The sequence below is a fragment of the uncultured Comamonas sp. genome, assembly GCF_964277875.1.
Lineage (GTDB): Bacteria > Pseudomonadota > Gammaproteobacteria > Burkholderiales > Burkholderiaceae_C > Comamonas > Comamonas sediminis.
Window position 1 is genome coordinate 1 of record NZ_CAXYJV010000025.1, and the last position, 13,045, is coordinate 13,045.

Below are 13,045 nucleotides of genomic sequence, written 5' to 3' on the forward strand. Positions count from 1 at the left end.
GCCCGAAACAAACGTAGGAGCGAGCGCAGCTCGCGATGCGCCGCGCGGGCGGCGCTCGATCTCACAGGCGCTGCATATCTTGTGACAAACACCTATCAGCCCTGACGCGATCCCTGTGGGAGCTGGCTTGCCTGCGATGGGCCGCAAGGCGGCCCCGGCGATGTTGAGGCATACTACCGCCCTCCCCGGCCACCACCCTCTACGTTCCCATGCGCATCCACGTCAGCTTCATCGACCGCGTCGGCATCACTCAGGAAGTGCTAGCCCTGCTCGGTGCCCGCAACCTCAACCTGGACGCCGTGGAGATGGTCCCGCCGAACGTCTACATCGACGCCCCGACGCTCAGCCCCGCGGTGCTCGAAGAGCTGCACGACGCACTGTTCGAAGTGCACGGGGTACAGTCGGTGGACGTGGTCGACATCCTTCCCGGGCAACGTCGGCACCTGCAACTGGATGCGTTGCTGGCAGCGATGAGCGACCCGGTCCTGGCCGTGGACAGCGCCGGCAAGGTGTTGCTGGCCAACCCGGCGCTGATCGAGCTATGCGGCCGCGAATCGGCCGGGCGCTCGGTGGGCGAGCTGTTCGGCGACGCCGGGCTGCTGCAGGCGCTGCTGGACAACAACTTCCACCTGCCTATGCGCGAGATGCAACTGAACGGCCACAGCCTGCTGCTCGATGCCATGCCCATTACCAACGCCGGTGGCCTGCTGACGCTTTACCCGCCATCGCGCATGGGCGAACGCCTGTCGGCCCTGCACCACGACCACGCCGAGGGCTTCGACGCCCTGCTGGGCGAGTCACCGGCCATCCGTACTCTCAAAGCACGCGCCATGCGCGTTGCCGCACTCGATGCGCCGCTGCTGGTGCATGGCGAAACCGGCACCGGCAAAGAGCTGGTGGCCCGCGCCTGCCATGCCATCAGCAGCCGCCAGGCGGCACCGTTCCTGGCGCTGAACTGCGCCGCCCTGCCCGAGAGCCTGGCCGAGAGCGAGCTGTTCGGCTACGCCCCCGGCGCCTTCACCGGCGCGCAACGCGGCGGCAAGCCGGGGCTGATGGAGCTGGCCAACCAGGGCACGGTGTTTCTGGATGAGATCGGCGAAATGTCACCGTACCTGCAGGCCAAGCTGCTGCGCTTCCTCAGTGACGGCAGCTTCCGCCGGGTGGGCGGCGACCGCGAAGTGAAGGTCGATGTGCGCATCATCAGCGCCACCCACCGCGACCTGGAGCGCATGGTGGCCGAAGGCAGCTTCCGCGAAGACCTGTTCTACCGCCTGAATGTGCTCAACCTGCAGGTACCGCCCCTGCGCGACCGCGGCCAGGACATCCTGATGCTGGCGCACTTCTTCATGCAGCAGGCCTGCACGCAGATCCAGCGCCCAGCCTGCCGGTTGACCCCGGCCACCCATTCGGCGCTGCTGGCCAACCCGTGGCCGGGCAACGTGCGCCAACTGCAGAACGTGATTTTCCGTGCGGCGGCCATCTGCGAAAGCAACCTGGTGGACATTGGTGACCTGGACATTGCCGGCACCTCGGTGGCGCGCGGGCAAGATGGCGAAGTGGCCAGCCTGGAGCAAGCCGTGGGCGATTTCGAGCGTGAGCTGCTGCAACGTCTGTACGCCAGCTACCCCTCCACCCGGCAACTGGCTGCGCGCTTGCACACTTCGCACACCGCCATTGCCCAGCGCTTGCGTAAATATGGAATACCCGGCAAAGGCTGATAGTCGTTGCAATAACCTGTTAGTTGTTCAGACCTTTCCTACGCGCGTGAAAGATACTCTCCCACATATGCCTCGTAGAATGGTGACGGTGTATTGCCACTTGTCATCCCACTGATCCGCCCAAGTGCGGAGCGTGGTTCGCTACTGGATATAACGAGAGCACCTGATGTTTGAACTCGATTTTTACGGGACACTTGTAGCCGCCTCTCTCGTCCTGTTATTGGGGCGCGGGCTGGTTGCAAGGATTGGTTTGTTGCGCGTCTACAATATTCCGGAACCCGTTGCCGGTGGCCTGGTCGTCGCCTTTGCCCTGCTGGCGTTGCGCAGTTTCGATGTGCAGGTGCAGTTCGATACCTCACTGCAAACACCCTTGATGCTGGCCTTCTTCGCCACCATCGGCTTGAGCGCAGACTTTGCCAGCCTGAAAAAAGGCGGCCGTGTGGTGGTGGTCTTCCTGCTGGTGGTCACTAGCCTGTTGCTGGTGCAGAACGCCATGGGCATCGGCCTGGCCTCGGCATTGGGGCTGGACCCTTTGATGGGCCTGCTGGCCGGTTCGATCACCCTGTCCGGCGGCCACGGCACCGGCGCCGCCTGGGGCGCCACGTTCAGCGAAAAGTTCGGCCTGGCCTCGGCTGCGGAACTGGCGATGGCCTCGGCCACCTTCGGGCTGGTGCTGGGCGGCCTGATTGGCGGGCCGGTTGCCCGGCTGCTGATCAAGCGGGTGAAAACGCCGGGGGCCGATGAGGAACTGCCGCAACTGCCCCAGGGTTTCGAGCGGCCTGACAAAGAGCGCCTGATAACATCGTTTTCATTTGTAGAAACACTGGCGCTGATTGCGGTAAGCCTGCTTGCCGGTTCTTTGCTCAATGGCGCACTCAAAGGAACTGCATTCGAACTGCCGACGTTTGTGTGTGTGCTGTTCGTGGGTGTATTGCTGCGCAATGGGCTATCCGCATTCGGCTTCTACCGTGTGTTCGAACGGGAAGTTTCGGTACTGGGCAATGTCAGCTTGTCGCTGTTCCTGGCCATTGCCTTGATGTCGCTCAAACTATGGGACCTGGCAGCGCTGGCCTTGCCGTTCTTCGCATTATTGGCCGCACAGACACTGGTCATGGCGCTGTTCGCAATTTTCGTGACGTTCCGGGTCATGGGTCGCAATTACGATGCTGCCGTATTGGCTGCCGGCCATTGCGGATTTGGCCTGGGGGCCACGCCCACTGCCATTGCCAACATGCAGGCAGTGACCCAGCGCTACGGCGCTTCGAACATTGCCTTTCTGGTGGTACCCATGGTGGGGGCATTCTTCATCGACATCATCAATGTCATCGTGATCAAACTCTATCTGGCACTGCCGCTGTTCATGGCAGGTTGATGCCTTTTACCGTACCTGTGGCGTCGCCCGACTAAAGAGTTGGCAGTAACGTGCCAAACAGACGCCGCGGCACTGTAACGCTTTGATTACACCGTATCGAAAACGCTACATGGGTGTGCGCATGCGGTTATACAAGGGTTTGATAGAGAAACGCTTTTTCACCCCGCGTGCAATGTAGCGTTTTCGTTCCACCGCCAAAAATCGAGCGCCTCAGTAAAAATTTAACTTATTGTTTTATAAGCCTTTTTTGAAATTGGCCGCATTATTGCTATGGGAATCCCGACCCAAGAGCGCGGGCACACCGCGCCCAACGCCCGAGGATTCCGCATGAGCGAGTTGCGTTTCACCGAAGATCACGAATGGCTGCGCGTCGAAGCCGACGGCAGTGTCACCGTGGGCATCACCGCCTTCGCCCAGAACGCCCTTGGCGATGTGGTGTTTGTGCAACTGCCCGAGTTGCAGCAGTACGAGAAAGGCAGCGAAGCATCCACCGTCGAGTCGGTGAAAGCTGCCAGCGGCGTATACATGCCCCTGACCGGCGAGGTGGTTGCAGTCAACGCACAGCTCGACTCAAGCCCGGAGCTGGTCAACGAAGACCCCATGGGCGAAGGCTGGTTCTTCCGCTTCACCCCGGCCAACATCAGCGAAGTCAGCGCCCTGCTCGACCAGGACGCCTATGACCGCCTGATCAAAGCCAACGCTGAAGCCTGAGGACTGCGCCATGACCATCAACCTCAGCACCGCCAACGAATTCATCGCCCGGCACATCGGCCCGCGCACCGCCGACGAGCAGGCCATGCTCGCCGCCCTCGGTTTCGAATCGCTGGACGCCATGACCGCGGCGGTCATCCCCGACAGCATCAAGGGCACCAGCGTGCTCGGCGCGCACGACGGCCAGAGTGAAGCCGACGCGCTGGCAGCACTCAAGGCCATCGCCGGCAAGAACCAGCTGTTCAAGAGCTTCATCGGCCAGGGCTACTACAACACCCACACCCCGGCCCCCATCCTGCGAAACCTGCTGGAAAACCCGGCCTGGTACACCGCCTACACGCCCTACCAGCCGGAAATCTCCCAGGGCCGCCTGGAAGCGTTGCTGAACTTCCAGACCCTGATCAGCGACCTCACCGGCCTGCCGATCGCCAACGCTTCGCTGCTCGACGAAGCGACCGCCGCAGCCGAGGCCATGACCTTCTGCAAGCGCCTGTCGAAGAACAAGACCAGCCACAGCTTCTTCGCGTCGGTGCACTGCCACCCGCAAACCCTGGACGTACTGCGCACCCGCGCCGAGCCGTTGGGCATCGACGTGGTGGTCGGCGACGAACGCGAGCTGGGCGATGCCAGTGCCTTCTTCGGCGCGCTGCTGCAATACCCGGCCAGCAATGGCGAGGTGTTCGACTACCGTGAAGTGGTGCAGCGCTTCCATGCCGCCAACGCGCTGGTCGCCGTGGCAGCAGACCTGCTGGCCCTGACCCTGCTGACCCCACCGGGTGAGTTCGATGCCGACGTGGCCATCGGCAGCGCCCAGCGTTTTGGCGTGCCCCTGGGCTTCGGCGGCCCACACGCGGCCTACTTCGCCACCCGTGACGCCTTCAAGCGCGACATGCCAGGCCGGCTGGTCGGCGTGTCGATCGATCGCTTCGGCAAGACCGCCCTGCGCCTGGCCATGCAAACCCGCGAGCAGCACATCCGCCGCGAGAAGGCCACCAGCAACATTTGCACCGCCCAGGTGCTGCTGGCCAATATCGCCAGCATGTACGCCGTGTACCACGGCCCGGCCGGCCTCAAGCGCATCGCCGAGCGCACCCATGCGCTGACCGCGGTTCTGGCAGCCGGCCTGAACCGCCTGGGTTTGCAAGTGGTCGGTGCAACAGCCTTCGACACCTTGACCCTGGCCACCGGCACCGCCACTGCCAGCCTGCATGAGCAGGCCCGCGCCCAAGGTATCAACCTGCGCCAGGTCGACGCCGCCCACCTGGGCCTGTCGCTGGACGAAACCAGCACCCAGGCTGACGTGCAGGCCCTGTGGCAACTGTTCGCCGGCAACCAGCCCCTGCCTGACTTCGCCGCGCTGGCCGCCAGCACCGGTTGGCTGCTGCCCGCGGCCCTGCTGCGCCAGTCGGCCATCCTCGAACACCCGGTATTCAACCGCTACCACAGCGAAACCGAACTGATGCGCTACCTGCGCCGCCTGGCCGACAAGGACCTGGCGCTGGACCGCAGCATGATCCCGCTGGGCAGCTGCACGATGAAGCTCAACGCGACCAGCGAGATGATCCCCATCACCTGGCCCGAGTTTGCCAACATGCACCCCTTTGCACCGGCCGACCAGCTGCAAGGCTATGCGATGCTCGATGCCCAGCTGCGCGAATGGCTGTGCCAGGCCACCGGTTATGCCGGCATCAGCCTGCAGCCCAATGCCGGCTCGCAAGGCGAGTACGCCGGCCTGCTGGCCATCAAGGCCTACCACGCCTCCAAGGGCGAGTCGCACCGCAATATCTGCCTGATCCCCAGCAGCGCCCACGGCACCAACCCGGCCAGCGCGCAGATGGTGGGCCTGCAGGTGGTCGTCACCAAATGCGATGAGAACGGCAACGTGGACATGGCGGACCTGAAGCTGGCCTGCGAAAAGCACAGCGCCAACCTGGCCTGCATCATGATCACCTACCCCAGCACGCACGGCGTGTTCGAGACCCAGGTGAAGGAGCTGTGCCAGCTGGTACACAGCCATGGGGGCCGCGTCTATGTGGACGGCGCCAACATGAATGCCCAGGTCGGCCTGGCCGCACCGGGCGAGTTCGGCGGCGATGTCAGCCACCTGAACCTGCACAAGACCTTCTGCATCCCGCACGGCGGTGGCGGCCCTGGTGTCGGCCCGGTCTGCGTGGTCGAGGACCTGGTGCCCTTCCTGCCCGGCCATGCCACCGCTGGCGTGCCCGGCAAGGTGGGCGCGGTCAGCGCCGCACCGCTGGGCAATGCCGCCGTGCTGCCGATCAGCTGGATGTACATCCGCATGATGGGCGAACCCGGTCTCAAGCGCGCCACCGAGACGGCGATCCTGAACGCCAACTACATCAGCAAGCGCCTGGAACCTCACTTCCCGACCCTGTACGCCGGTGAGCACGGCCATGTCGCACACGAGTGCATTCTGGACCTGCGCCACTTCAAGGACAGCTGCGGCGTGATGGCTGAAGACGTCGCCAAGCGCCTGATCGACTATGGCTTCCATGCGCCGACCTTGTCGTTCCCGGTGCCCAACACCTTGATGGTGGAGCCCACCGAGAGCGAGAGCCTGTACGAGCTGGACCGCTTCATCGATGCGATGATCGCCATCCGTGGCGAGATCGCCGAGATCGAAGCGGGCCGTGCGGCGCAGGATGACAACCTGCTCAAGAACGCCCCCCATACGGCCGAAACCCTGCTGGCCAGCGAGTGGAGCCATGGCTACAGCCGCGAGGCTGCCGCCTATCCCGTGCCTGCGCTGCGCCGCGCCAAGTACTGGAGCCCCGTGGGCCGTGTCGACAACGTCTATGGCGACCGCAACCTGTTTTGCAGCTGCGTGCCGCTGGAAAGCTACGGCACCTCGGCTTAGGTCTTAAGATAGCCTTCGGGCTTCTTCCGAAGCGACCCACCGGGTCGCTTTTTTACGCCTTGGCAACTATCAGCAAAAATCAGCCCGGGACTGCACCCGAGCCCGGAGACTTCTCGGCATGGACACCCTTCTCATCATTGCCATCGGCGCGGCCCTTGCCGGCTTTGTGCAGGGCCTCTCGGGCTTTGGCTACAGCATGACCGCCATGGCCCTGTGGGCCTGGACTCTGGAGCCGACACTGGCGGCGGTGCTCGCCGTGTTTGGCGGTCTGTGCGGGCAGCTCATCCAGGCATTCAAGGTGCGGCGTGGCTTTGACTGGCGCATGCTCTGGCCCTTCCTGCTGGGGGGGCTGTGCGGCCTGCCGCTGGGCTTGCGGCTGCTGCCGATGCTCGATGCCCAGCTGTTCAAGACGGTGCTGGGCGCGATGCTGGTCATCTTCTGCCCGCTGATGGCCTTCTCCCACCGGCTGGGCGGCATCGCGTCCGGGCCGCTGAGCCAGGGCTCTGGGCGCTCGCTGGCCAATGGCCTGGCAGGCCTGGCCGGTGGCGCCATGGCAGCGCTGGGCGGCTTCTCGGGCGTGGTTCCCACGTTGTGGTGCCAGATCACCGGCATGGCCCGGGACACCCAGCGCCAGGTGATCCAGAACTTCAACCTCACGATGCTGGCCGTCACCTTTGCCAGCTATGTGGGCACGGGCCTGGTGAGCCAGCACATGCTGCCGCAGCTGGCGGTCGCACTGCCCGCCATGGTGCTGCCCTCGCTGTGGGGCGCACGGCTCTATGAGCGCATCAGCGATGTGGCCTTCAAACGCGTCGTGCTGGGCCTGCTGACCCTGGCCGGCCTGGCCATGCTGGCCTCCAGCTGGGCCTGAGCTGTTGCATCGAGGTGACAGTCGCACCCGGGTGTCCGGGAGACGCACAGACCCACTCCTATAACAATCGTCAGAGTGTCTCCGTTGCGCTGAGAATCCCCCCCGCCCGCCCCCGATAATCCAGTCGGCCCCTTTCCCGCCCAGGCAGCCCCAATCCCTGCGCACCTGGCCGTGCGCTTGGAACCGGGCACACCTCTGCCCATGCCCGCACCGCACACCCAGACCCTTTTGCCCGCTGAAGGAATGGACTCCAATGGCCCTGCCCTGGAGTCCATGGCTGCGGGTGCGCGTGGGCTCAGTACCTATCTGGTGATGCTGATGCTGGCAGCAGCCCTGCCGATTCTGGCCGCTGGCATCTACACGGTGCAGCATGTCGCGCAGTCCTACCGGGACAGCAGCCTCAACCGCATGCTCGACATCACCAGCAACCTGGGCCAGGCAGCCGAGTCGGACCTGTTGGGCCGGGCAGCGATGCTGCAGTCGTTCGCAGCGGACGGCAACTTCTCCTCTGCGCAGAGCCTGGACCGGTGGTTGCATCTGACAGGCATGGGCACGGCCAGCAGCCTGGCGCTGCTGCGCGAAGGCCAGGCCCAGCCGGTCTTGGCGTCTTCCGGAGCGCCAGCGCCCCTGCCGGCCCAGCAAGCGCTGGCCGAGCGGGCCCTGCACAGCAGTGCACCGGTGTTCTCGCAACTCTTCTTTCAGAACGGCATGCCCGCCGTATCGATGGCCGTGCGCGCCGGACCCGCCTCTGCCCAGGTGCTGGTGCTGACCATGCCACCGGCCGAGGCGGTGAGCATCGCCCCCAGCCAGACCAGCGACGGTGTGCTGATCGCCATCACCGATGGTGAAGGCCGGATTCTGGCGCGCTCGGCGCAGGCAGAGCGGTTTATCGGCACCACCGTTCCGGACTGGGCGCGGCTGCAGGCCGTCCATGCCCGCCGCGGCAGCTTTGAAGCCCAGCGTGCCGACGGCGGAGAAGTGATCTTCAGCTTTTACCAATTGCCCAGGACGCCAGGCTGGGTGGTCGTTGCCGGTGAGCCGCTGGAGGACTTCAATGCCCGCTGGCAAACGCCGGTCACCCACATCGTGCTGGCCAGTCTGATGGCGCTGGCCATTGCCGGCCTGCTATGCGCCTGGGTCTCGCGCCAGCTGCTGCGCCCCATCCGGCAGTTGACGGTCAGCACGCGCACCGGCGCCTCCTACGCTGCCGCGACCGGCGGTGGCCAGGTACTGGTGGTGCAGGAATACGAAATCCTGCGCGAGAGTCTCAGCCGTGCGCGTGCGCGTCTGGAATCGGCACTGGCCGCACAAAAGCAGGTGGCAGCCGCGCTGGCCGCCAGCGAGCAGCGGGCCCGCACCTTGGCCCATGCCGGCGCCTCGGTACAGTGGAGCCTGGATGCCAAGGGCCGTGCGCTGTCGATCGTCGGCTGGGAGGCGCTGGGCGGCGCGCCCGATGCACAAGCGCTGCAACTGGGCTGGCTGCGCCAGGTCCATCCCGAGGATGCCGAGCAGCTGCAGCGCCAGGCAGCGCAGCTGCTGACGGACCATGGTCACACCTTGGATGTGGAGCTGCGTTTGCGCACCCGCGATGGCACCTGGCGCTGGATGCGCGCACGGGGAGCGGCGATCCTGGATCCGCAGCAGCGCATCAGCGAATGGCTGGGCGTGCTGGAAGACGTCGACGACCGCAAGCGTGCGCAGGCCGAAGTGGCCTATCTGGCGCTGCACGACCCGCTCACCGGTCTGCCCAACCGCAGCCTGCTGCAAAAGCCGATCCGCACCCAAGGTGGCACGGCAGGGGCCTTGCTCTACCTGGACCTGGACCGCTTCAAGCAGGTCAACGACACGCTCGGTCATGCCACCGGAGACGCACTGCTCTGCGCAGTGGCAGAGCGCCTGCGCGAGCTGCTGCGTGATACCGATCTGGTGGTGCGCATGGGTGGTGATGAATTCTGCATCGTGCAAAACGCCTCGTCGGCGCAGGCAGCCGCAGGCCTGGCGCAGCGTGTCATTGACCGGCTCAGCGCCGACTATGCGATCGAGGGACAGCGGGTGAGCATCGGCGTGTCCGTGGGCATTGCCTTGTTGACCCAGCCTTCTGACACCCAGGATCCCGACAGCCTGCTGCGCAAGGCGGACATGGCGCTCTACCAGGCCAAGCAGCAGGGCCGGGGCCGCTATGCGTTCTACACCGACGCGCTGGGCAGCGGCAGCCGATAACACGCCCGCCCCCTGCGCGCTGAAACGAAAAAGCCAGCACTGCGGCTGGCTTCTCAGTGCAATGCGCGCAGACTACCGGCCTCGGATATAGGTGTTCACCGCGCGGTTGTGTTCATCCAGGCTCTCGCTGAAGTGGCTGCTGCCATCGCCCCGGGCCACAAAGTACAGCGCCTTGGTGTTTTCCGGATGGATGGCGGCCATCAGCGAGGCCTTGCCGGGCATCGCGATGGGGGTGGGCGGCAGGCCCACGCGGGTGTAGGTGTTCCAGGGCGTATCGGTCTGCAGATCGCGCTTGCGCAGATTGCCGTCAAATTTCTCACCCAGGCCATAGATGACAGTGGGATCGGTCTGCAGCAACATGCCGATGCGCAGCCGGTTGATGAACACCCCTGCCACCATCGCCCGGTCTTCGGCCTTGCCGGTTTCCTTCTCGACAATGCTCGCCAGGGTCAGCAGGTCCTGCGGCGTTTTGAGAGGGCTGTCGGGCGGGTTCAGCGACCAGACCGCTTCGAGCCGCTTGTCCATCGCCAGCATCGCGCGGCGCATCAGCGCCAGATCGCTGCTGCCTTTCGAAAATGCATAGGTGTCCGGGAAAAACCGGCCTTCGGCGGGCAGATCAGGGCGGCCCAGCGCGGCCATGATCTCCTCGGGCGTCATCGCTGCACTGTCGTGGCGCAGATGCTCTTCCCTGGCGATGGCCGCGCGCATCTGGCGCAGGTTCCAGCCCTCGACAATGGTCAGCACGCGCTGGCTGTCTTCGCCGCGCACCAGGCGTGCGAGCAGGCTGCGCGGTGAGGTGCCGGCAGGTATCTCATAGTTGCCGGCGCGGATCTTGCGGTCCTGGCCCGAAAGGCGGAACCACCAGTACAGCAGATCGGGGTTGACCTCGATGCCCACCGCTTGCACCGCCTGGGCCACCGCACGCGGCGAGGTGCCGGGCTCAATCTCCAGCTCTACCGTCTGGCCGCCCTTGCCCAGCACCAGCGGCTGGTTCAACCAGAAATAGGCAGCGCCCGCTGTCGCCAGCACCACCACCACGATCAATGTCAATAAACGCTTCACAACCCTACCGCCTCCGTGCCATGGATCGAGCATCATAATTCACCCCATGACTCAAGCATTACAGGGACACCTTTCGCTGCAGCATTTGGGCGTGATCCGCGCCGAGGGCGCCGATGCTGCCAGCTTTTTGCAGGGCCAGCTCAGCCATGATGTGCAGTTGCTGCCCGTGGGCCAGGCCCGGCTGGCGGCCTTTCTGTCGGCCAAGGGCCGCATGCAGGCCAGCTTCATCGTCATCAAGCGCAGCGCCGAAGAGTTCTGGCTCATCACCAGCCGAGATGTGCTGCCCGCCACGCTCAAGCGCCTGTCGATGTTTGTGCTGCGCGCCAAGTGCAAGCTCAGCGATGCCACCGAGGCCGTGCAACTGCTGGGCCTGGCCGGCGATGCCGTTCCCGCCGAGGCACGCAAGCTGGCGCCCTGGCAAGTGCTGGCGCTGGACGATGCCTCCATCGTGCGGCTTTACGCCGCCGAAGGCGAAAGCCGCGCTTTGCTCGCGGCGCCCGCAGCCAGCGCCCTGCCCGCACAGATCACCGGCAGCCCCACGATCACCGCTGCGGCCTGGCAACTGTCCATCGTGCAAGCCGGCGTGCCGCTGATCACAGCGCCCGTGGTCGATGCCTTTGTGCCGCAGATGCTGAACTTTGAATCGGTCGATGGCGTGAGTTTCAAGAAGGGCTGCTACCCCGGCCAGGAAGTGGTGGCACGCAGCCAGTTCAGAGGGACGCTCAAGCGCCGCATGTACCGCCTGGCCTCGGCTGCGCAGCCCGAGCCCGGCCAGGAGGTCTTTGCCGCCAACGACGACAGCCAGCCGGTGGGCACCGTGGTGCAATCGGCCGCCAGCGCATCGGGCTTTGAGGCGCTGGTGTCGATGCAGATTGCGGCGGCCAGCGCGCCTCTGCACCTGGGGAGCAGCACCGGCGCAGCTTTGCAGCTGCTCAGCCTGCCTTATGCGCTCAAGGAAGACATCTGATTTGTGATCGCTTATGACAGCGGTAACCGTCTGCTTCAGCACAAATACGACAATTTCTCAGGCAAAAACGCCGCCACTGCAGCCGTTACAGAATTTTTATGGCATTTGCGCCGTAATTTGCTAAAATTGCGTGACTTTGCGAGCAGGAGCCTTCCAAAAAGCCCTGTGAGCCTGACGGAACAACTACTCAAGCGCATCTTGACCATCACACTTGCCGGGTCTGGGAAACCAGACCCGGCTTTTTATTGGCCAAGTTATCAGGCCTCTGCATAGGGCCATTGGCGCTATGCAGGGATCGGTCCGTCAGCGCAGGGTTTTCTGCATCGAGATGTGGGCAATGCCCGCTTCCTCATAGGGCTCGCCCACCACACTGAATCCCGCACGCAGGTAGAAGCTCTCGGCCGTGCGCTGCGCATGCAGCTCGACCTGCCGCTTGCCCTGGCGATCGGCGGCATCCACCAAGGCATCGAGCACCTGGCGGCCCAGGCGGCCACCGCGCAGCGGCTTGGCCACGGCCATGCGGCCAATGCGCATCACATCGGCACGGTGTTCGTCCTGCGCGCTGGGCAACATGCGGCCGGTGGCCACGCACATGTCCAGGCCATTGAGCGCCACCGCATGCAACGCGCTGACATCAAAGGCATCGGCCTCGATCTCGGCGGGAATGCCCTGCTCTCGCACAAAGACCTGCATGCGCAGGCGCATCGCCTCCTGGCCCAGCACATTCCAGCTGCCGGTTTTCAGCGTCACCATGTCCTCGCCCGCTTCAAAGCGCTGCACCATGCTGCGGTAAGCCTGGGGCAGTGGCTGGGGCTGCTGCGCAGCATCGGCAAACACATAGACCATGGTCGCCGTGGCCAGCAGCTTGTCGGCGCAATAGATCGCCGCCTCGTACTGCACCGAGGTGTGGCCCAGCTTGGCCACGCGCAAGCCGATGTCGATCACATCATCCAGGCGGGCCGAGGCATGGAACTCGAGCTGCGTGGCACGCAGGAACAGCTCGCCACCCAGGCGCTGCATCCCTTCCTCGTAGGGCACGGCCAGCTGGCGCCAGTACTCGGACATCGCAATGTCTACATAGCTCAGGTAGTGGGCGTTGAAGACCACCTTCTGCAGATCGACCTCGGACCAGCGCACGCGCTGGCGGCTGCGGCAGCGAAAATCGGAAAGGCTTCGGGCGGGGGTCTCGAACAGGATCTGGGAAGAGGAGCTCATGGTCTTTTCTGGATTCAACATAGGGGCAATC

General features: G+C 64.6%; 10 protein-coding genes. 8 read left to right on the forward strand and 2 right to left on the reverse strand.

What is annotated here, in order from left to right:
• Positions 1–209: 209 nt before the first annotated feature.
• The 6 genes from ACHWUQ_RS09260 to ACHWUQ_RS09285 all read left to right on the forward strand — a co-directional run bounded on the left by ACHWUQ_RS09260 (position 210) and on the right by ACHWUQ_RS09285 (position 9,770).
• A complete protein-coding gene (locus ACHWUQ_RS09260; protein WP_047150239.1) occupies positions 210–1,718 on the forward strand; it encodes a sigma-54-dependent transcriptional regulator in 1,509 nt (502 codons plus the stop codon).
• Positions 1,719–1,884: 166 nt separating this feature from the next.
• Entirely contained in the window at positions 1,885–3,090 is a 1,206-nt protein-coding gene (gene gltS / locus ACHWUQ_RS09265) for a sodium/glutamate symporter (protein ID WP_033691431.1), read from the forward strand.
• A 327-nt stretch (positions 3,091–3,417) separates the two neighbouring features.
• Complete coding sequence (gcvH, locus tag ACHWUQ_RS09270) at positions 3,418–3,801, forward strand: glycine cleavage system protein GcvH (RefSeq protein WP_009687031.1); 384 nt, start codon at positions 3,418–3,420, stop codon at positions 3,799–3,801.
• A 10-nt stretch (positions 3,802–3,811) separates the two neighbouring features.
• Positions 3,812–6,679, forward strand: a complete 2,868-nt coding sequence (gene gcvP, locus ACHWUQ_RS09275; RefSeq protein WP_394680964.1) for an aminomethyl-transferring glycine dehydrogenase — start codon at positions 3,812–3,814, stop codon at positions 6,677–6,679.
• A gap of 118 nt (positions 6,680–6,797) precedes the next feature.
• Positions 6,798–7,550, forward strand: a complete 753-nt coding sequence (locus ACHWUQ_RS09280) for a sulfite exporter TauE/SafE family protein (RefSeq protein WP_394680965.1) — start codon at positions 6,798–6,800, stop codon at positions 7,548–7,550.
• Positions 7,551–7,793: 243 nt separating this feature from the next.
• Complete coding sequence (locus tag ACHWUQ_RS09285; protein WP_394680966.1) at positions 7,794–9,770, forward strand: diguanylate cyclase domain-containing protein; 1,977 nt, start codon at positions 7,794–7,796, stop codon at positions 9,768–9,770.
• Positions 9,771–9,842: 72 nt separating this feature from the next.
• Here ACHWUQ_RS09285 and mltG read toward each other — a convergent pair whose 3' ends face one another.
• Positions 9,843–10,868 (reverse strand): endolytic transglycosylase MltG, encoded by a 1,026-nt coding sequence (mltG, locus tag ACHWUQ_RS09290; RefSeq protein ID WP_394680967.1) that lies wholly within the window; start codon positions 10,866–10,868, stop codon positions 9,843–9,845.
• 10 nt (positions 10,869–10,878) lie between these two features.
• On the opposite strand from mltG, the gene ACHWUQ_RS09295 reads away from it, so the two are divergent.
• Complete coding sequence (locus ACHWUQ_RS09295) at positions 10,879–11,799, forward strand: folate-binding protein (protein WP_312454911.1); 921 nt, start codon at positions 10,879–10,881, stop codon at positions 11,797–11,799.
• Positions 11,800–11,802: 3 nt separating this feature from the next.
• Entirely contained in the window at positions 11,803–12,072 is a 270-nt protein-coding gene (locus ACHWUQ_RS09300) for a hypothetical protein (protein WP_312524830.1), read from the forward strand.
• Positions 12,073–12,102: 30 nt separating this feature from the next.
• On the opposite strand, the gene ACHWUQ_RS09305 is transcribed toward ACHWUQ_RS09300, so the two are convergent.
• A complete protein-coding gene (locus ACHWUQ_RS09305) occupies positions 12,103–13,014 on the reverse strand; it encodes a YbgC/FadM family acyl-CoA thioesterase (protein WP_394680968.1) in 912 nt (303 codons plus the stop codon).
• Positions 13,015–13,045 lie beyond the last annotated feature (31 nt).